At 38.6% G+C, this 20,850-nt stretch carries 16 protein-coding genes; 3 read left to right on the top strand and 13 right to left on the bottom strand.

Annotated features, from left to right (window positions below):
• Positions 1-79 precede the first annotated feature (79 nt).
• The 10 genes from ASE74_RS18965 to ASE74_RS18920 all read right to left on the bottom strand — a co-directional run bounded on the left by ASE74_RS18965 (position 80) and on the right by ASE74_RS18920 (position 12,902).
• Entirely contained in the window at positions 80-1,537 is a 1,458-nt protein-coding gene (locus tag ASE74_RS18965; RefSeq protein ID WP_055912448.1) for a Gfo/Idh/MocA family protein, read from the bottom strand.
• Between the two features lie 31 nt (positions 1,538-1,568).
• Positions 1,569-1,952: a c-type cytochrome gene (locus ASE74_RS18960; RefSeq protein WP_055912445.1), complete on the bottom strand. Its 384-nt coding sequence runs from the start codon at positions 1,950-1,952 to the stop codon at positions 1,569-1,571.
• Positions 1,953-2,059: 107 nt separating this feature from the next.
• Positions 2,060-3,112 (bottom strand): sugar phosphate isomerase/epimerase, encoded by a 1,053-nt coding sequence (locus ASE74_RS18955; RefSeq protein ID WP_055912443.1) that lies wholly within the window; start codon positions 3,110-3,112, stop codon positions 2,060-2,062.
• A gap of 9 nt (positions 3,113-3,121) precedes the next feature.
• The gene (locus tag ASE74_RS18950; protein WP_055912441.1) at positions 3,122-4,279 is read right to left on the bottom strand and encodes a Gfo/Idh/MocA family protein; all 1,158 of its coding nucleotides are present in this window, start codon (positions 4,277-4,279) and stop codon (positions 3,122-3,124) included.
• 266 nt (positions 4,280-4,545) lie between these two features.
• Positions 4,546-6,246, bottom strand: a complete 1,701-nt coding sequence (locus ASE74_RS18945; RefSeq protein WP_200912328.1) for a GMC oxidoreductase — start codon at positions 6,244-6,246, stop codon at positions 4,546-4,548.
• 25 nt (positions 6,247-6,271) lie between these two features.
• A complete protein-coding gene (locus ASE74_RS18940) occupies positions 6,272-6,856 on the bottom strand; it encodes a gluconate 2-dehydrogenase subunit 3 family protein (protein ID WP_055912437.1) in 585 nt (194 codons plus the stop codon).
• Between the two features lie 279 nt (positions 6,857-7,135).
• A complete protein-coding gene (locus ASE74_RS18935; protein ID WP_055912435.1) occupies positions 7,136-8,041 on the bottom strand; it encodes a sugar phosphate isomerase/epimerase in 906 nt (301 codons plus the stop codon).
• A gap of 47 nt (positions 8,042-8,088) precedes the next feature.
• Complete coding sequence (locus ASE74_RS18930) at positions 8,089-11,019, bottom strand: TonB-dependent receptor (RefSeq protein WP_055912433.1); 2,931 nt, start codon at positions 11,017-11,019, stop codon at positions 8,089-8,091.
• 193 nt (positions 11,020-11,212) lie between these two features.
• Complete coding sequence (locus tag ASE74_RS18925; protein ID WP_055912430.1) at positions 11,213-12,235, bottom strand: FecR family protein; 1,023 nt, start codon at positions 12,233-12,235, stop codon at positions 11,213-11,215.
• A 106-nt stretch (positions 12,236-12,341) separates the two neighbouring features.
• On the bottom strand, positions 12,342-12,902 hold the full coding sequence (locus tag ASE74_RS18920) for an RNA polymerase sigma factor (protein WP_055912428.1): 561 nt from the start codon (positions 12,900-12,902) through the stop codon (positions 12,342-12,344).
• 260 nt (positions 12,903-13,162) lie between these two features.
• On the opposite strand from ASE74_RS18920, the gene ASE74_RS18915 reads away from it, so the two are divergent.
• The 3 genes from ASE74_RS18915 to ASE74_RS18905 all read left to right on the top strand — a co-directional run bounded on the left by ASE74_RS18915 (position 13,163) and on the right by ASE74_RS18905 (position 15,622).
• Positions 13,163-14,107, top strand: a complete 945-nt coding sequence (locus ASE74_RS18915) for an NAD-dependent epimerase/dehydratase family protein (protein ID WP_055912425.1) — start codon at positions 13,163-13,165, stop codon at positions 14,105-14,107.
• A gap of 73 nt (positions 14,108-14,180) precedes the next feature.
• Entirely contained in the window at positions 14,181-14,909 is a 729-nt protein-coding gene (locus ASE74_RS18910; protein ID WP_029274031.1) for a YebC/PmpR family DNA-binding transcriptional regulator, read from the top strand.
• Positions 14,910-15,058: 149 nt separating this feature from the next.
• Positions 15,059-15,622: a transposase gene (locus ASE74_RS18905; RefSeq protein WP_055912423.1), complete on the top strand. Its 564-nt coding sequence runs from the start codon at positions 15,059-15,061 to the stop codon at positions 15,620-15,622.
• 46 nt (positions 15,623-15,668) lie between these two features.
• On the opposite strand, the gene ASE74_RS18900 is transcribed toward ASE74_RS18905, so the two are convergent.
• From ASE74_RS18900 to ASE74_RS18890, 3 genes are all read right to left on the bottom strand, one after another.
• Complete coding sequence (locus ASE74_RS18900) at positions 15,669-16,448, bottom strand: dienelactone hydrolase family protein (protein ID WP_055912422.1); 780 nt, start codon at positions 16,446-16,448, stop codon at positions 15,669-15,671.
• A gap of 202 nt (positions 16,449-16,650) precedes the next feature.
• Positions 16,651-18,948: a beta-glucosidase BglX gene (bglX, locus tag ASE74_RS18895; protein ID WP_055912420.1), complete on the bottom strand. Its 2,298-nt coding sequence runs from the start codon at positions 18,946-18,948 to the stop codon at positions 16,651-16,653.
• 147 nt (positions 18,949-19,095) lie between these two features.
• Positions 19,096-20,841: a discoidin domain-containing protein gene (locus ASE74_RS18890; protein WP_055912418.1), complete on the bottom strand. Its 1,746-nt coding sequence runs from the start codon at positions 20,839-20,841 to the stop codon at positions 19,096-19,098.
• Positions 20,842-20,850: the final 9 nt, after the last annotated feature.

Below are 20,850 nucleotides of genomic sequence, written 5' to 3'. Positions count from 1 at the left end.
TTAATTCGGGGTTTTTATTGTTTTTAAAGGCCTCATTGAGGACTTCGTCGTTTAAAAACCTGCGAGGTTTGTGGTTTTATTAAAGTGTTAAATTGTTCCAGCCTTTGCGGTACTCGCGTTTTACAAATTGGTTGGCTTCTTCGAAATTGGTTACTTTCATATTGTCATTATCCCAAAGCATTTTGGTATACCTGCCTGGGTAAGTAACTTTATCACCTACAGTTTTTTGGATATCAAAGCTTCTGATTGCAAGATTGGCCATTAATAAAGCTTCTGTAAGCGGACCAGCAATTTCGAAAGGCGAACTTACTTCTTGTTTACCATAACCGGCAATTGCTGCTTCTACCCATTGTTTGTAGTGTCCGTTTGCACCATCAGGTACACGTGCATACTTTTGGGCAACTTTAATGTCTTTATTTCTGCTTAAAGGCAATAATTTTGGATTTGCACTATAAGTTTCCGACATCATTTTGCCTTTTGTACCAACAAATAGGGTACCGTTGCCACCATCACCAAAAGTTTCGTTTGCTTCTAGTTCTTCAGGGCGTTCTGGCTGGATACCACCATCCATCCAATGTAAAGTTACATCACCTTTGGTTTTATTTGTTTTAGGAAACTTTAAGGTAACATGACTTGATGGAGGGCAACTTTCAGGGAAATAACCGCGTTTAAATTCATCTACATAAACAGAACCAACACTTGCTTCAACTTCTTTGGCGTATTTTAAATTTAATACACTAAATGGAGCTTCAATCAGGTGACAGCCCATATCGCCAAGGGCACCAGTTCCGTAATCCCACCAGCCACGCCAGTTAAATGGAACTAATTTATCAACGAAATCTTTTTCAGGAGCTGTGCCTAACCATAAATTCCAATCTAATTCTTTCGGAATTTCGGCCTTTTTGTTTGGCCATGGAATACCCTGAGGCCAAACCGGGCGGTTTGTCCACGCATATACCGTATGTACATCGCCAATTAAACCTGCTTCATACCATTCTTTCATTTGGCGCGGACCATCATTTGATGCGCCCTGATTACCCATTTGAGTAACTACCTTATATTTTTTTGCAGCAGCGGTTAAAATACGTGCTTCATAAATATCATGCGTTAAAGGCTTTTGAACGTAAACGTGCTTGCCCAACTGCATAGCCGCCAAAGCTTGAATGGCATGGTTATGATCTGGAGTGGAAACAGAAACAGCATCAAAATTTTTATGTTCTTTATCTAACATTTCGCGCCAATCTTTATAGTATTTTGCTTTAGGGAAAGCTTTAACACTATTGGCTGCGCGGCGGTCGTCAACATCACATAAAAAAGCAATATCTGCCTTTCCGCTTTTGCTGAACATACTGAGGTCGCTTTCGCCTTTTCCGCCAACGCCGATTCCGGCAACTAATAAACGGTCGCTAGGTGCTAAATAACCCGGCCCGCCCAAAACGTGGCGGGGTACGATCATAAATGCTGCGGCAGCGATTGCCGAAGTTTTAATAAAATCACGGCGGTTACTCGTGTTTTTATTTTCTTGCTCTGTTTTCATACTAGTAAATCGATTTGCTAATTTGGTTAAATTATTTTTTTAGGGATAAAATGTACTTCACCATTAATTTTGCATCGTCTTTTTTAAGGCTGGCATGGGCTGTCATTGGTAAATTACCCCAAACGCCTGTACCACCTTTAATAATTTTATCGGCTAACATATTGATGTTTTTCTCGGTAGCCGGATATTTTTTTGCAATTTCTACGTAAGCAGGACCGATAATTTTATTGGTTTTGTTGTGGCAACCTAAACAATCGTTTTTATTGATCAATTTTTCGCCTGGATTTGACTGAAAAGCAGCATGATTTGTCATTGTTGCTGTTGCAACCACAGTTTTCTCTTTCGATAAGTCCGCTTTTGAAAAAGACGCCATAAAAATGACTACAGCGCCTAGAACTAAAAATGTTTTTTTCATATGTGTGTATTGTTTTAATAAGATTCAAGCTTGCATAAGCGGTTTTTGTTTTATTTGTTAATGCTTATGCAGGTTTTCATCCTGGGTGTGTTTTGTGTTTTTTAACCTTATAATCCTAATATTTTTTTATTGAAAGCGCTATCACTTCCCGATGCAGCAAAATCATCAAATGCTTTATCGGTTACGTTAATGATATTCTTTTTAATAAATTCAGCACCTTCACGGGCACCGTCTTCCTGGTTTTTAATACAGCATTCCCATTCCATTACTGCCCAACCTTTAAAGTCATATTGGGCCAATTTACTAAAAATGGTTTTAAAATCAACCTGGCCATCGCCTGGCGAACGGTAACGTCCGGCTCGGTTTGCCCAGCTTTGGTATCCACCAAAAGTGCCTTGTTTGCCTGTAGGATTAAATTCTGCGTCTTTTACGTGGAATGCTTTTATGCGTTCGTGGTAGAAGTCGATGTATTGAATGTAATCCAATTGTTGCAACACAAAGTGAGATGGATCATACAATAAGCATGCCCGAGGATGATTATTTACGGCAGCAAGGAACATTTCGTAAGTTTCGCCATCAAATAAATCTTCTCCCGGGTGTATTTCGTAGCAAACATCAACGCCACATTGGTCAAATTCGTTTAAAATTGGAGTCCAGCGTTTTGCCAATTCTGCAAAACCCTCCTCTACCAACCCTGCCGGGCGTTGTGGCCATGGATGGAAATACTGCCATAACAATGAACCACTAAAAGTAGCATGAGCGTTTAAGCCTAAGTTTTGAGAGGCTTTTGCTGCATATTTCATTTGTTGTACTGCCCATTCTGTTCTTGCTTTTGGGTTTTTGTGTACTTCTTTTGGTGCAAAAGCATCAAAAAGATCATCGTAGGACGGGTGTACTGCAACCAATTGTCCTTGTAAGTGGGTAGATAATTCGGTAATTTCTAAACCGTAGGATGCAATTTTGCCTTTCAGTTCATCTGCATAAGTTTTACTCTCAGCTGCTTTTTGGAGATCGATAAATCTTGTGTCCAGGGTGGGCATCTGTATGCCTTTAAAACCTAATCCGGCGGCCCACTGGCAAATGTTATCTAAAGAATTAAACGGAGCTTCGTCGCTTATAAATTGTGCTAAAAATACTGCTGGTCCTTTTATAGTTGTCATGCTGGATTGTTATAATTTATAATCTAACCATTTCTGATCTGACTGGCTTGAGGCTACTACATTTTCGATAAAAGCCATACCTCTAATACCATCGTCACAGCTTGGGAAATCTAACATTTCTGCGGTTGGCTGTTCATTATTTAGTTTCGCATTTACGGTTAGGGCAAAGTTTTTATAAATATTCGCAAATGCCTCTAAATAACCTTCAGGGTGCCCGCCTGGGGTGCGGGTATTGTGCTGAGCAAAGCTGCCCATGTAACCATTACCTGTTCTGTAAATCTGGGCTGGTGCATTTAACCATTTTACAATTAAGGTATTTGGTTCCATTTGGTGCCATTCCATGCCACCTTTTTCGCCATAAACTTTAATTTTTAGTGCATTTTCTTCGCCTGCAGCAATTTGCGAAGCAATTAGTACACCGTTTGATCCGTTATCGAATTTTAACAGTACGTTACCATCATCATCAATTGCCCTGCCTGGCACAACAATACTTAAATCGGCACAAATTTTTGCAATTTTTAAGCCAGATATGTATTCGGCCAAATGTGCGGCATGGGTACCAATATCGCCCATACTACCACTTTTACCGGTTTTTGACGGATCGGTGCGCCATGCGGCCTGTGCATTTCCTTCGCGTTCTGAAAGTGTGCTTAACCAGCCTTGAGGATATTCTACTATAATTTTTCTGATTGCACCTAGAGCACCCTCGCTCACCATTTGTTTGGCCTGTTTAACCATTGGGTAGCCCGAATAGGTGTGGGTTAAGCATAATGTTAAACCAGTTTCTTCTACTTTAGCTTTTAGCTGTTTTGCTTCTTCTAAGGTTAAGGTCATTGGTTTTTCAATTACCACATTAAAACCTTTATCCAAAGCCATCATAGCAGGGGCAAAGTGGGCAAAATTTGGGGTAACAATAGTTACAAAATCAATTCTTTCATCTGCTGGCAGTTCACTTTCTTTGGTCAGCATTTCTTCGTAATTGGTATAAATCCTGTTATCTGGTAGAAAAAGTATTTTTCCAGATTCATATCCAATTTCAGGATTTACACTTAAAGCTCCGGCAGTTAATTCGATCAGGCCATCCATATTGGCAGCCAAACGGTGTACGGCACCGATAAAAGCGTCTTTTCCACCGCCTATCATGCCCATTCTTAATTTTCTTTTCATGTTTATAAAGGTGAGGGGTTTGAGGTTTAAGGCGAAGGATATTTCCCCACTTCCTTAAAAACCTGTGCCTTTAACCTGTCTAGATGTTTATTCTTATATAAATACTTATGAGATAAGGCTTAATGCTCAGGCTAATGTTTCTATACCATAAGACCTTATGTCACTTACCTCTTCCAGAGGTTTTTTATGTCGTCTATTTTAAGTTAAAGGCTTAGGGTGTAAGGAGTTTAAACCCCTACACCTTAAGCCTTTTACCTGAAACCTTTCTATATGTTCTTTTTCTTTAATTCTTTTACTGCATAATCACAAGCGCGTGCAGTTAAAGCCATAAATGTTAATGATGGATTTTGGCAGGCGATTGATGGCATACATGATCCGTCGGTTACGAAAACATTATTTACCTCATGCATCTGGTTAAATTTGTTCAATACCGAAGTTTTTGGATCGTTACCCATTCTGGCGGTACCTTGTTCATGGATGGCCATGCCCGGATAACAGCCGTTATCGAATGTTTTGATGTTTTTCATGCCTGCTTTTTCTAACATTTCAGCTGCATCGTTCATCATATCCAAACGCATTTTTTTCTCGTTCTCTTTGTATTCGCAATCAATTGCCAATACCGGCTGTCCCCATTTATCTTTTTTGGTTTTATCAATGTAAACCCTGTTTTCGTAGTAAGGTAACATTTCTCCAAAACCACCCAATCCCATTGTCCATTTACCTGGTGTGGTCATTTTTTGTTTCAGATCCGCACCGAATGACAGCTCTGCGACATCACTTTGCCAGTTGCTTCTGCTTGCTCCGCCCTGGTAACCAAAACCACGTAAGTAATCACGCTTATCGTTGCCAATATTTTGATACCTAGGTACATAGATTCCGTTTGCACGGCGGCCGTAGGTGTATTTATCATCAAAACCTTCTGCTTCTCCATTTGCTCCGCAACGGAAATGGTGATCCATCAGGTTATGACCTAACTGACCGCTTCCATTACCCAAACCATTTGGATGAGCTTCAGAAGTGGAGTTTAACAACACGAAAGTAGAACCCAGTGTAGAACCGTTTACGAAAACAATTTTGGCATAAAACTCCATCGTTTTGTTGGTTTCTGCATCAATTACCATTACACCTTTTGCTTTTTTAGTGTCTTTATCGTAAATGATATGATTTACGATAGAGTATGGCCTCACAGTTAACCTTTTTGTTGCCATAGCAGCCGGAAGGGTAGAGGATTGGGTACTGAAATAAGCCCCAAACGGACAACCGCGGCTGCATAGGTTCCTATACTGGCAATTGCCACGGCCTTTGTGCGGTACTGTAAGGTTGGCAACACGGCCAATCATAATTATGCGTTCTTTTTTATAATGTTCTTCTACGCGGGCTTTTACCGATTTTTCTACAATATTTAAATCCATTGGGGGTAAAAACTCACCATCCGGGCATGTAGGCCAGTTTTCTTTTGAACCACTGATGCCCGCAAACCGTTCTGCATAATCGTACCAAGGGGAAAGTTCGGCATAGCGAATTGGCCAATCATTTCCATGACCGTCTTTTTTGTTGTCTTCAAAGTTATGATCGCTAAAGCGGTAACTCTGGCGGCCCCACATTAATGATTTTCCACCTACATGGAAACCCCGGTACCAATCGAAGCGTTTATCTTCGGTATATGGGCATTCTAAATCATTGACCCACCATTTTTCATTTGCTTCCTGGTACGGATAATCTCTTTTTTGTACCGGGTGGGTACGTTTTTGCTCTTCGGTTAGTTTGCCTGCATGTTTAAAATCCCATGGATTTTTCATTGCTGTTTCATAACCGGTAATGTGTTCGATGTTCATTCCTCTTTCGAGCATTAACACGCGCAACCCTTTTTCGGTAAGTTCTTTTGCAGCCCAGCCGCCACTAATCCCCGATCCTATAACAATAGCATCGTAAGTATTTTCTTCTTTTAAATTTGTATTTAAATTCATGATGTTTTGTAGTTGTGGTTAGAAATTAGGTTGCCCAAGATTTTTGACCTGGTTTTAATGGTGCATTGCCATCATATCGGCCCGGAATAAGCACATATTCGCGTGCTTTGGTACAACCAATTTCTGAAGAATAATAACCGAGCAGGGTTAAATCCCTTGCGGTTATGAAAAAGTAAGACAAATCTTTATTTTCTTCTGATTTGCTTTCTTTTTGTGCAAGCGCAATGGCTCTTAAATCGATCATTAATTTTTTGCGGTCGGCTGGTGTTAAAGTGACATAACTTTTTCCAAAATCTTTCATTGATTTAGCCTGAAGATCTTTAAGTCCCTTTGCAAATGAGGTTTGCATTTCAGCGGGATAACAATCTTTCATCATCATAGGAATAAATTTCCCTAAGCCAGCGGCCTTGGCTCCGGCAGATGATTTGGTAGTTGGTACAATAATATCAGCGAATTCAGCAAAAATTTTTTCGTCTTCTAATGAATATAGAACGAAGTTTTTTTCATTTTCGGGGAGCGTAAAACTTTCAAACAAAACGCCCATTGTACTTGCCGAGATTGCTCCTCCCAGCAAAAATGCAACGTTTTTGAGTGCTTCTCTTCTGTGCATCGTTTTTATGATTTTATATATTGGTTACTTATGTGTTGAATTAGTAATATTAGAAAAAATATAATGGAAAGAGTAATTTTTTGTGGTTAAATTATCAGTCTGCAATGTGATTGTTACCGGATAGAATAATTCTAAACAACTGTTGTTTTCTTGCTCTGTACCCATTTAGAGGCATGTTTTACAATAAATTTACTTGGTGTAAAAAGTACATTTAGTACAGGCAAGTTTATTATTTACTAATAAATTTAAAATTGGCATTATTTTATGCGCAAAATCTGCTTAAAGCAGATTTTTTTTGATGTAATTATAGCTTTCTGAAATACTTTCGTAAGGTTCTTTTTTTATGATATCCTGTTCGGTAAAAATGTAATCTACACCGGCAAGTTTTGATGCTGCGAAAATGCGCTTAAAGTCGATTCTGCCAGCTCCAACTTCTACAAAAACAGCCTTATCTGTTTTATCCATATCCTTAATATGGAACATTTTATAGCGGCCTGGATTTTTCCTGAACATTTCTACCGGATCTAACCCGGCATTTACTGCCCAAAAAATATCCAATTCAAAACCCACTCTTTTGGGATCGGTTTCTGAGAGCAGAATCTGGTAACCGGTAACACCTGCCCCCTGATCTTTAAATTCGAAGTTATGGTTATGATAGGCTAATTTTAAACCTGATTTTTCGCAAAGTAAAGCTGCTTCGTTAAATTTAGATGCCATGCGTTTATAATCATCTAAAGTGCCATTGGCCCTAATATCAGTTGGTAATGCGGGTATTACGAAATATTTCTGGCCAACTGTTGCTGCCGTTTCGATGTGTGATTTCAATACTTTATCATCCCCGGTTGATAAAAATTCGGTTACGTTATAATGCCCGCTTGGCGAGCTGAGGTTATTTGCTTTTAACAAGGCATTAAAATCTTTTGCTGGCAAGCCCCAAAATCCTTTCACTTCGTATTTGCCAGGGTAGCCATAGTAGGTTTCTACCTGGTTATAACCTATTTTTGCTACTTGTTCTATTGTGGCTTTTACATCTGCGGTTAGCTGTTCGCGGAGGGTAAACAACCCTATACCGATTTTAGAAACCTTTGCTGGTGCTGCCAAGGCGTTTGTAATTGCTGCCGGACTTAAAAAAGCTGCTGCGCTTGCAACACTTAGCTTTTGTAAAAATGATCTTCTTGTTGTCATGATATTTTTAAATTAAAAAACCGGAGCGTAAACTCCGGTTTTGTTTGTTAGAATGAATAAGCCAATGATCCCCAGAAAGTACGTTGAAGTAATGTTCTGCCAATCATTAATGTGCCAGGGGTTACGGCCGAGAAATCTCTGAACTGATCTCCACGAACATCGCCTTCTGTCAACACTTTTGCATTTAACAAGTTGTCTGCCCAAAATCTTATTGAAACTTTTTTAGTAAAATTATATCCTGCTCCAGCTTTCATTACTACATAAGCAGGTAATTTGTAACTATCGCTAGGCGAAGTAAAACGGCTGCCAACATAGTTTGCCGCTATATATAAGTTAAAGTTTTTGTAATCGTAATTGGCACCAAGCTCAGTATTTAAAACCGGAACACGTTCTGTCCTTTTTCCGGTAAAACTATAGGTACGATCACCAAATTCGGCCAATACGGCTGCATTTCCTTTAGTTGAGGCTTCGTAATCGGTATATTTAGAATCCTGTAAGGTTCCTGTTAAACGCAGGCTAAGTGGTTTGGCAATTTTGTAAGAAACTTCGTACTCTGCACTAAATGTACGGGTTGATCCAAAAGCAACCAAAGCCTGTGTACCTGCTGCCGTGGTTGGTACATTAATGGTGAGTGATACATTTTTAATTGCAGAATAACTTCCTGAAGCAAAAATAGCCAGGTTGTTTTTGGCATATTTAAAACCTACCTCCCCTAAATAAACAGGGCGTTTTTTAATGTTTGCAGGATTAAATGCTGCCGCATTATAATCGCCCACGTTGGGTGCGTTGTATGCTTTTGTTGCCCTTGCAAAAATACTCGAAGTGGAATTGATTTTGTAATTGGCGCCAACAGATGCAGCCCAATTTGTTAAGGTTTCGTTGTATGGGGTGTAACCTAAAATTGTTGCGGTAGCTGCTGCAGTGGTATTTATGGTTCCATTTGAATTTAATACATAATAAGGTCTGTCGCCTTTTACATTTTGATTGTCAATCCTCGCACCGATATCTAAACGCCATTTTTCCGAAATTTTAATCTCATCAGATGCATAAGCAGATAAAGTTCTGGTATCTCCAATAAAAGTATTTTTAGTCTGAATCGTTCTCTCTCCAGCTGTAGGCGATTGCAATAAAATGCTTGGATGTTCTTTAAACTCAGAGAATGAGCGGAATGCATAGCGCAAATCGTCGCGGTTATATTGATGGATACCTGCACCAATGCCCAAACTGTGGTTTTTGACGGTTTTTTTCAGGTCTAAATAATCCACTATCTGTACATCACTGTTAATTTGTCCGTTTGCTGAAGAAGTAATTACATAATCGCCAGTAACAAATGGAGCAACAGCACCTCCGGGATAATAATAAGGTGTTGCGGCAGTTCTTGCTGCAATTCCGGCAGGAACTGTATATGTAGAATTGGTATGGGTATTTTGGTAACGGAAGTTGTTTACAATCTGCCAACCGCTATCAGTTAAATAATTAAACTGAAAACCTGCTGAACCTAATTTGGTATGGATACCATCTGTTAAGCTGAAATCATGGTTTCCTGTTGTTGGATCGTTATAACTCCACTCGGTTTGCAATGGCACGATAGATTGCGAAGCCATATCGTAATCGCGATAAGTGGTTGGTTTCCCGGTACCATCGTATGGATAATAACTGGTTAGCAAGAACTGAACTTTATCATTTAAATATTTGCCATATACCCTGATAAAGCCTTTATGGTTTTTGAAATTAAAAGTCATGTTACCTTTAATTTGGCCACCTTGGTTGGCCGGGTTAAAGCCCTGATCTACCACGCCATTGTCAGTACGGTAAAAACCTCCGATGTTATATTTGATGTTTTCGTTTATTTTTCCGCCAGTATTTCCATCAAAACGGTATAAACCCTGCGAAAAGCCTGTAGTGAATTTAAACTGACCATACTGTTTATCGGCACCAACGTAACTGATGTTGTTTACTACGGCACCTGGTGTATTGGCCTGGATAATGGAAGCATTGCCACCTCTCACCGCTTCAATATTCTGAATGGTTAAATCTGTTTTATAGTATTGATCTACAGAAGGATTGGTGTTGAAACCTGTTGGTAAAAGTGGCAAACCATCTTCCTGGATACCCAGAAAAATATAACCGCCCTGTTGCGGAAAGCCTCTTACCCACACATTTCCCGGTCCATCGCCTCCTGTACTTTCTACTGTTAAGCCTGGTATTGCTTTTAATAAATCGGTACTGTTTAAGGGTGCCCTGTTGGTAATGTCTTTATTGCTTACTGAAGTTAAAGCCACACTACTTTCTAATTTTTTCTTTGGATTACCACCGGTTACCATTACGCTTTCCAACTGGAGGTTATCTTCTGACAGGCTAATGGTTAAATTTTCGTCGGCATTGCCGGGCGATAGGTTTACTTCTTTAGAAATGAAACCTACGTACCTAACCACCAGCACGCGACTATCTACAGTAAGGCCTTTTAAGGCAAATGCACCATTTTCGTCGGTGGTGGTTCCGATTGATTTCCCTTTAACGGTAACTGATACTCCCGGGATGGCATTTCCTTTGCTATCGGTTACTTTTCCGGTTACAATGCCTTCAAAAGCTTTTAATAATTCGAGATTGTTATTAGCGGGAATAGAATAGAGCAGAATCTGGTCTTTAACTATCCTATATCCCACGTCATAACGTTTTAGCGAATTCTCAAGAAAGTATTTAAGCTTTTGGTTTACCACATTAATGGAAACTTTGCGGTCGGAATTTATTAATTGTGGACTATAAACAAATTTAACATTGGTTAAGTGTTCGGTTTTTTCTATAATGGTTTTAATATCTGTTTGATCGGCCTTGATCGAGATTGGTTTATTCAGAAAATCTTGGGCGTCGACATTTTTGGCAAATGCGCCGCAGGTAAAAATTATTATTGCAAGTACTTGGTAAATCGAAACTCTCATTGCATATATCGCCAGCGAAATAAGTTGATTTTTTTTCATAAATTTGGTTATTGTTCATTAAATGATTGGATTTATTGGACATAGGAATACCATGAATACAATTCTTTGTATTTAACTCGCCGGCAATGCCCCACATTGTCGGCTTTGTTTTTTAGAAAAATATTATGGAAAATGGTGCCCTGGTTACGGGCTGTTGGTGTTGTGGTTCTGCTTCATTGTTTTTTATATTTGGTTAGTTTTTATTGGAAACCACAATACTGGTTCCCTGGATGTAATATTTGCTGGATATGGTTCCACAGATTAGGTCGAGCTGCTCATAAAGCCCTTTTTTGCTTAAATCTCCGGTAAAAGTATATGTTGCAATTTGCTCGTTATCAGATTTTATTTCTATTCCGTAAGCTTCTGATAAGGTTTTGAAAATTTCCTTAATACTTTCTTCTTTAAAGTTATAGCTTAAACTTGTTGGTACATTATAGGCTTCGGCCAACGGAATAGGCTTACTTACCAGTGTTTTATTTAACTGATGGTTTGAAAAAACACCTTTTTGGTTCGGTGTAAGCAGAATTGGCTTAGCCAGTTTTTCTTTGGCTAATGAGAACATTGAACTCTTCTCATTTTCCCGCACCTGAACTTTTCCTGTTCTAACGGCTACTTGTGCTGGTAGTTGATCAGTAGATGATTTTACCCAAAAGCTGGTACCCAATACGCGCACAACCAGTTTTTGATTGTATACATAAAATGGTTTTTTTGGATTTTTGCTAACCGAAAAAAAGGCTGTACCTTTTAAGTAGACTGTTCTTTTATCGGCAGCAAAAACTTTTGGATAAATAATATTTGCCTGCGGTTTAAGTGTTACTGTACTTGCATCGCTAAGCGCTATAATGATGGGACGATCAGTTTCGTTGGTTTTACTTACTAAAGCTAAATTGCCGTTTTCGTCAATAAAAGATTGTTCAGCATGGTTATACCGCATTAAATATAAGCCGGCTATAAAAAAGGCAATCATAATAGATGCTGCGATGGCAAACTTTGGCCAAAGCTTTTTAACCTTTACTATTGGTGCAGGTTTGCGTTCAATATTGTTGATGTTAAGCCAAACATTCGTTTGCATTTCTTCAAGTGCTGTAGAAGAAAGATCCTTAAAGTTTTTATGATTCAAATTCTGATACCATTTATCTACCCAGTGCTTTTCGGCTTCTGTACAGTTTCCATTTTCATAACGGCTGAGTAAATCGTAAAATGATTTCTGGTTCATAAGAAAGAATATTTGGCTTTATACAATACAAGTAACACTGTGGAGGGGAACCCCTAAAGCTAATCGACAAAAAAGAGAAAATTAAATGTAATTAACTGATAATCAGTTATAAAAAGATATAAAAGTTTTTGATATATTCTTTTATCCGCTTAATTGAGCGGGTAATGTGGTATTCGACCGCTTTTTCGGAAATGTTTAACCCGTTAGAAATATCTTTAGTGGATTGATGTTGGTAGCGGCTAAGTCTGAAAACTTCCTGTGTTTTTTCTGGCAACGAATTGATGCCTTTTTCGATGATGGAGGATAAATCGTGCAGATCTACAAGGTTTGCAGTATCCTGGTGGTTTTCTGAGTAGGTTAGGGTTTGGTACGCCATGTATTTATTTTCCATCACCATACTTCTGATGTGGTTGATCACACTTAATTTTAAAGCACCAAATAAATAAGCCTGCAAGTTGTTGATATGTGCTTCCTGCCGTTTTTCCCAAAGGGAAATGAAAATATTTTGCACCAGCTCTTCTGCGATTACCCTGTCGCCTGTTTTTTTGTAAGCCGCCAATAATAATTCTTTACTGTAGGTAAAATATATTTTTTCGTAAGCCTGCTTGTCGCCCTTTTTAAGGCGGCTCAGTAAATCAGAAGATTTTTCAGGCTCAAAGGGAGTCATTGGTTATTTGGTTATGCAGGTACGTGTAGTAAATGTATAAAATTAATGTCGAAATGTTTAAAGCCGGTTTGCAGTTACTCCATTCAGTTGATCATTAGCAATTCTCAATTAATCATTTTAAAACAATTAACCTGTACCGTTTACAGTTTGCAATTCCCAGGCATCAATTTATCCAGTTAACCTGCTCTTCACATACTAAGTATAAATATTTTAGTGCGTTTTATCTCATTTTTTTACCTTTGCTCAATCTCATAAAAAATATGCAAGAAAAAATTGTGGTTTTAGGCTCTAACGGGCAAATTGGTACCGAATTGGTAACGATGTTACGCAAAATATATGGAGATGACCATGTAGTTGCATGCGATATACGCAGGCCGGATTACGACATTAAAAATTCTGCTCCTTTCGAATTTGTGAACGTACTTGATAAAGAAATGATCAAGGGTATTTTTCACAAATACAAACCTACTCAGGTATATCTTTTAGCCGCATTATTATCGGCTACAGGAGAGCAAAACCCAAAGCTGGCCTGGGATTTAAACATGAATGGTTTGCTGAACGTATTGGATCTGGCATTAGAATATAAAACAGCCAAAGTATATTGGCCAAGTTCTATTGCTGTATTTGGACCGAATTCGCCAAAAGATAATACCTCACAATATTGCATTATGGACCCGAATACAGTTTACGGAATCAGTAAATTGGCAGGGGAGCGTTGGTGCGAATATTATAATCAAAAATATGGATTGGATGTGCGCAGTATCCGTTATCCGGGATTAATTAGCTGGAAAGCCGCACCAGGCGGTGGAACTACAGATTATTCGATCCACATTTTTCACGATGCATTGAAAAAAGGCAGTTACCAGAGTTTTTTAAACGCAGAAACAGAATTGCCAATGATGTATATGGACGATGCCATCCGCGGAACAATTGAACTGATGGATGCACCTGCAGACCAGATTTCGGTTAGGAGCAGTTATAATTTTGGAGGAGTGAGTTTTACCCCCGAAGTTTTGGCAGCAGAAATCAGAAAACATATTCCGGATTTTACATTAACTTACGGCACTAATGATCCACGGCAGCAAATTGCAAACAGCTGGCCACGTTCTATAGATGATAGTTATGCAATAAAAGATTGGGGTTGGAAACCAGAGTTCGATTTATCGAAACTGACAGTTGACATGTTAAATAATTTAAAAAAATAATATAAAGGTAGGGGGTTTTAAGGTTGAAGGCGTAAGGTCTAATATCTCATACCTCATATCTCAATACTACAAAATGGGAAGAGCATTCGAATTTAGAAAAGAGAGAAAATTTAAGCGTTGGGCCAAAATGGCGGTTCAGTTTACGCGTATTGGTAAAGATATTGTAATGGCAGTTAAGGAATCGGGGCCTCACCCTGAAACCAACTCGCGTTTACGTACAGCTATGCAAAATGCGAAGGCTGTAAATATGCCAAAAGATAGGGTAGAGGCTGCTATTAAGCGTGCTTCTGATAAATCGATGGCCAATTATGAAGAAATTGTTTACGAAGGTTATGCCCCTCATGGCGTTGCAGTTTTAATTGAAACAGCTACTGATAATACCAACCGTACCGTAGCAAATGTGCGTAGTTATTTTAACAAAACTGACGGAAGTTTAGGTAAAACCGGATCATTAGACTTTGTTTTTAACCGGAAATCTGTTTTTCGTTTTGTACCGGCAGAAGGTTTGGATCTGGAAGAATTGGAATTCGAATTAATTGACGCTGGTTTGGAAGAACTATATGTTGAAGCTGATGAAGAAGGAAACGATATCGCAGTTGCGCAAGGTGCTTTCGAAAACTTTGGTTCTTTGCAAAAAGCATTAGAAGAAAAAGGCATTGAGTTAAAAAGTTCAAAATTAGAGCGGATCGCCTTATCTCATCACGAGGTTACCGAAGAGCAGGCAGCCGATGTATTGAAATTGATCGATAAATTAGAGGAAGATGATGATGTACAGGCGGTATATCATAATATGGCTGAGTAACAACATCTGATATTTATTAAACAAAGTCCCGTTTGCATATAACGGGACTTTTTTATTTTCTTGGCAGTTAGACCTCGCAGGTTTTTAAAACCTGCGAGGTCTGAGTATATAGATATTTGATTTTTCTGAGAATTTATTTAAGTTTAGGAATGATTAAGACAATTCCTTTAGAATGTGAAACTTACTATCATGTATATAACAGAGGGAATAATCGTGAAATCATATTTCGGGAGGAATCAAATTACCTTTACTTTCTGAAATTATTAAAGAAGTATATTTTACCTGTAGCAGATGTTTTTGCCTTCTGTTTATTAAATAATCATTTTCATCTTTTAATTAGGATAAAAGAAGAACATAAAATTACTGTGAGCATTGAAAAGAGTTTTTCTAATTTATTCAATGCTTATGCCAAAGCCTTTAATAAACGATTTGATCGTACTGGGAAACTTTTTGAAGAAAGGTTTAAAAGGAAGAAAATTGAGGACGAATCTTATATCACCGAACTGATCTATTATATTCACTCTAATCCTCAAAAACATAAATTATTAGAGGATTTTAGAGTCTATCCGTATTCATCATACAATATTATTTTGTCGGATAAATTTACAGCCTTAAAAAGAAATGATGTTGTTGATTGGTTTGGAGGATTATCTTTTTTTAAAGAATATCACGAAAGGAAACATCAACAATTAATCGATGAACTTGAGGATTAAAGCTATTTTAGACCTCGCAGGTTTTAAAAACCTGCGAGGTTGCTTCCTATTTCTTATGCGAAAACAACCAACTTAACAATTCAGGTTCGGCAAACGTACTATCCCAACTGTTGTGGTTAGCAGTAGGGTAAAGCGTAAATTTCACTTCATCTCCCACTGTTTTTAAACGTTCGGCAATGGCAATTGAGAATGCCGGATCAACAATATCATCTTTTGCACCATGGAAGATCCAAAGTGGTATTTTTTGGTATTTTTTAATGTTATTGGTGTTGTCGCCACCACAAATGGCAATAGCAGCGGCAAATTTACGGCGTTCTCTTCTTAAAAGCTCGTAAGTGCCCATACCGCCCATTGATAGGCCTCCCACATAAACCTGCTCTTTATTTACATAAGGCTTTTTAAGGAAATCTTTAACCATTCCCTGCAGCGCATGCATAATTTTGGTTGGTTTTCCACCTTCAACAAAACTTATTTTCCTTTTGCCACTGGCATCTTTATCGAAATTGGCATTTGCCCAAAAATCGTTTGATGGGCACTGAGGAAAAACTACAATGGCAGGAAAGTTCTTGCGTACATCACTTTTTAGGAACAATTTACCACCATGCACCAGCTGACTGTCATTATCATTACCTCGCTCTCCGCTTCCATGTAAAAAGAAAATAATCGGATATTTTTGATCGGGATTAAAATTTTCGGGAAACAGAACTCTGTAATAAATCGAATCCTTTCCTTTTATGAAACTTCCCCTGTCGTATTTTTTTAAGTCTTGAGCGTTTAAAAAAAGTACTGAAAAAAGAATGCAGATGGTAAAAAATATCTTTTTCATCCGTTTAGTTATTAATGCGTTGCTAATTATTTTTAATGGGATAATGGGTTGCAAGCCGGGCTTGATTTTAATGGTAATGACTTCATCATTCTTTGTTATTCCATTGCATATTTTGGAAAACTATGATGGTTTCATTCAACAAAAATAAAAAACCCTGGCTACTTTACAATAGCACAGGGTTAATAAACAAACCTAATTATTTTTATTTCAGGCTGAAAGATGCTTCTTTTACATCTTTTGAATTTGTGCCTATAAATACTTTAAAATCACCGGGTTCTGCTGCGAATTTTAATGCAGAATTGTAAAATTTAAGGTCATTTTCTGATATGTTAAAAGTGATCTTTTTACTTTCTCCAGCTTTTAAACTCACCTTTTGGAATCCTTTCAACTCTTTAACCGGACGGGTAATACTGCCCACTAAATCCTGAATGTACAACTGAACCACCTCTTTACCATCATATTTACCTATATTGCTTATGGTAACCGATGCAGTGATTGATTTTCCTTTGCTTAAGCTGTTCGAACTTAGCGTAATGTTGCTGTAGCCAAATGTGGTATAGCTTAAACCAAAACCGAAAGGATATAATGGATCGTTGCTTACATCTAAATAGTTAGAACGGAACTTTTCGAACCATTTACCTTCTGCCAATGGCCTACCGGTGTTTTTATGTGCATAATATAATGGTACCTGACCTACATTTTGAGGAAAAGTTGCACTTAATTTTCCTGATGGATTAACATCACCAAAAAGTACATCTGCAATGGCACTTCCAGCTTCGCTACCCGGAAACCAAACATTCAATATTGCTGGAATATTTTCCTGTTCCCAGTTTAAGGCCAGCGGGCGACCTGTAAATAGCACCAAAACAATTGGTTTACCTGTTTTTGCCAACGCTTTTAAAAGGTTTTTTTGTGTTTCAGGAATCTGGATATCAGTTACGCTGCTGCTTTCGCCGGTAAATTCAGAACCTTCACCAATTGTGGCCACAATAACATCTGATTTTTTGGCAACCTCTAAAGCTTCTTTAATCATTTCGGCCTCAGTGCGGGGATCGCGTTTGTAAGTAGGGTTGTGGATGTTTACATAACGGTGCTCCATTGTAGAATCTGCAAGGAAATTTGCACCACGAGCTGTTAAAATTTTCGCATCGTTACCTAAGGCATTTTTTAAACCCTGAAGCACAGTTACCGATTTATCAAAAAGTGCTGCCACACTCCAGGTACCATACATATTGGCTGTGTTATCTGCTAATGGACCGATTAAACCAATTGTACCTGATTTTTTTAAAGGAAGTAAATTGTTGTTGTTTTTAAGCAATACAAAACTTTCTGAAGCAACTTCACGCGCAATCAGACGGTTAGCCGCACTAAAAACCTCTTTTTCTGCTCTTTCAGGGTTACAGAATTTATAAGGATCAATAAACAAACCCAATTTATATTTGGCCTGAAGCACCAATCTGCAAGCCCTGTCTATCTGGGCAAGAGCAACTTTTTTCTCAGCCAGCGATTTCTTTAAAGTTCCCAAAAACCCTTCGCCTACCATATCCATATCAACACCAGCATTTAAGGCCAGGGCAGAAACAGTTTGTAAATCGCCCATTCCGTGCGCAATCATTTCAGGTATACCGGTATAATCGGTTACCACAAAGCCTTTAAAACCCCATTGGTTACGTAGAACATCGGTCATCAGCCATTTACTCCCTGTTGCTGGTATACCATCAACCTCATTAAAAGATGCCATTATACTGGCCGCTCCTGCATCAACCGCAGCTTTGTAAGGAGGGAAATATTCGTTGTACATGCGTACTTTACTCATGTCGGTGGTATTGTAATCTCTACCAGCTTCGGCAGCACCGTAAAGTGCATAATGCTTTACGCAGGCTAAAATTTCATTGTTTGCCTGAAGTTTCCCTTGATAACCTTTTACCATGGCTGCGGCAATTTGTGACCCAAGGTAAGGATCTTCTCCACTTCCTTCTGAAATGCGGCCCCAGCGTGGATCTCTGGAAATATCAACCATCGGAGAAAATGTCCAGTTGATGCCACTTGCACTAGCTTCAATGGCGGCAACCCTGGCTGATTTTTGAACTACACTCATGTCCCATACGCAGCTCATTCCCAAAGGAATAGGGAAAACGGTGTTGTAACCATGGATAACGTCCATTCCAAAAAGTAATGGAATTTTCATGCGACTATTTTCAACCGCAATCTTTTGAACAGCTTTAATCTTATCTACACCTTTGATATTAAATAAACCACCAACTTGACCGGCCTTAATTTTTTTAGAAATGTCGCTGCTGTTGGCTTGTCCGGTAGTGATATCACCAGAACTTGGTAAGTTCAACTGACCGATTTTTTCATCAACAGTCATTTTCGCCATCAGGTTGCTGATGAAAGTATTCATCTTTGCATCTTCTGCCGAAACAGGTTTTTTGTTTTGTGCCGATCCGTTCAGCACAAGCAGGGTTAAAAAAACAACCAGGATATTCGCTCTCTTCATTATATGTGTGTTTTACTCTTTATTAATCAAATTTTACTGATCGTTTAAAACGATTGGTTATTTCCAAACCGTTTAAAACGATTGTGGGTGATTTCTTATTAATTTGCTGGTATGTGTTTCCAGCCTTGCCTAAATAAAAATGTTTATTTAATCAACCTTCTTTAATTCAGTTTTTGCCGATACACCATTCTCATTTATGGCCTCAATAGAAAAATAATAAGGTTTTTGACTGTCCATTGCTTTAAACCAGTATTCGTTAAAATCGTGTATCATGATACAATTGTAAAGCTTATCGGGTGCTGTGCCATAGTAAAGGTTGTAGGCAAAGGCATTATCTACAGGTTCCCATTTAATGTAGGCACTGCGTTTATCTTTTTCTGTGCGGAGTACAATCAGATTTTTCACTTTAGTTGGTTTTTCTCCGTTTCCATTACCAAAAATGCGTAAACCGCTAATGGCAAATTTTCCGGTAGGCATATGGATGTTAACCATTTTGATAAACCTCGTTTTTACAGGGTTTGGGAGCTCGATGTAATCATGTGGTACATCGGTTTTATTTTGGCTTTTATCTACCAGGGTGGTCCATTTTTTACCATCAGTGGATGATAGGATTTTATATTGGTGAAAAATCCCGGTCTGTTTACCAAGAAATTCTGCATCCTGATCGGCATAATTGATCTGGATGGCATTAACTGTTGCCAGGCTACCCAAATCAGTCTGAATCCATTCGCCATTGTTTGCTGTTTTAGCGCTCCAATACGTTTTAATGTTTTCATCAACGGCATTATTGGCATTAAAACTTCCCAATGTTGAAGAAACGGTTACTGGCTTTTTATAGTTGATGAGCATCCAGCCTGGGCCTGCCGGGTCACCTTCTTTTCTTTCGGCAGGTAAATAAAGTGGGTAATCGCCAAATGCGGTGTTGGTCCACATTACATCATCTTTATCAAAACCTGTCGGCCAAATGCCAATTCTGCGTTCCCAAGTGTTTTTTACACAGATGATACTGGTAGAAATGTGCCAATAATTTTTGCTATTGTCTTGAAATGTGGCACCATGACCAGCACCTCTTGAAAAACCACCTCCTTTATAGCTTAAGGGATCGGATTGTGGAGTAGATGGATTGTCGTAAAACAAGGGTTTGTTACCCACTACCACTCCGTCAGAATATCCACTAAATTCCGTTCCGGGTGCACCATATTGAAAGTAATATTTGCCATTATGTTTAGTCATCCAGGCACCTTCTGCAAAAGGATCAAGGAAGGTATTGTCCATATATTCTCCAAAACGTTGCCAGCCATACCGCCAGCTCTCCAGTAAATACATTGGTGTACGGGTACCCTTTGGCTGGAAAGTTTTGCGGTCTAATTCTACCCCGTACATAGGATAATTGTTGCTGCTTCCGTTGTACATATAAAATTTGCCATCATCATCGGTAAAGAATGATGGATCCCAACCTCCAATTTCTAAAGAATCTACCAATGGGAACCATTTATTGCCTTTAGGATCTATACTTCCCCATAAGGTGAAGTTTTTGGTATACGTGCTGCCAAAAACAACCATGGTATCGCCAACAATGCCAACACCAGGTGCGCATAGTTCATCTTTGGTTTTATTCCATGGGCGAAGGAATTTTCTTTCATGAAATTTCCAGTTCAGCATATCGGCACTGTGCCAGTAACCCCATTGGTTGGTGCTAAAAAGATAAAAATCCCCTTTATAATTTACAATTACAGGATCGGCAGTTGCGCGATGTTTTCCCCACTCGGTGAAAGATTCGAAAGGTGTATAACCATAATCGATATTAATCGGGTTACAATAGGTTTTCTGTTTTTGAGCAAGTACCGCTAAAAATGAAGTGAAAAAGAAAATTGTAAGTATAGTTTTTCTCATTTTATGGGC

The organism is Pedobacter sp. Leaf216, from assembly GCF_001421515.1.
Taxonomy (GTDB): domain Bacteria; phylum Bacteroidota; class Bacteroidia; order Sphingobacteriales; family Sphingobacteriaceae; genus Pedobacter.
This window is presented reverse-complemented; position numbering and strand designations above follow the sequence as displayed.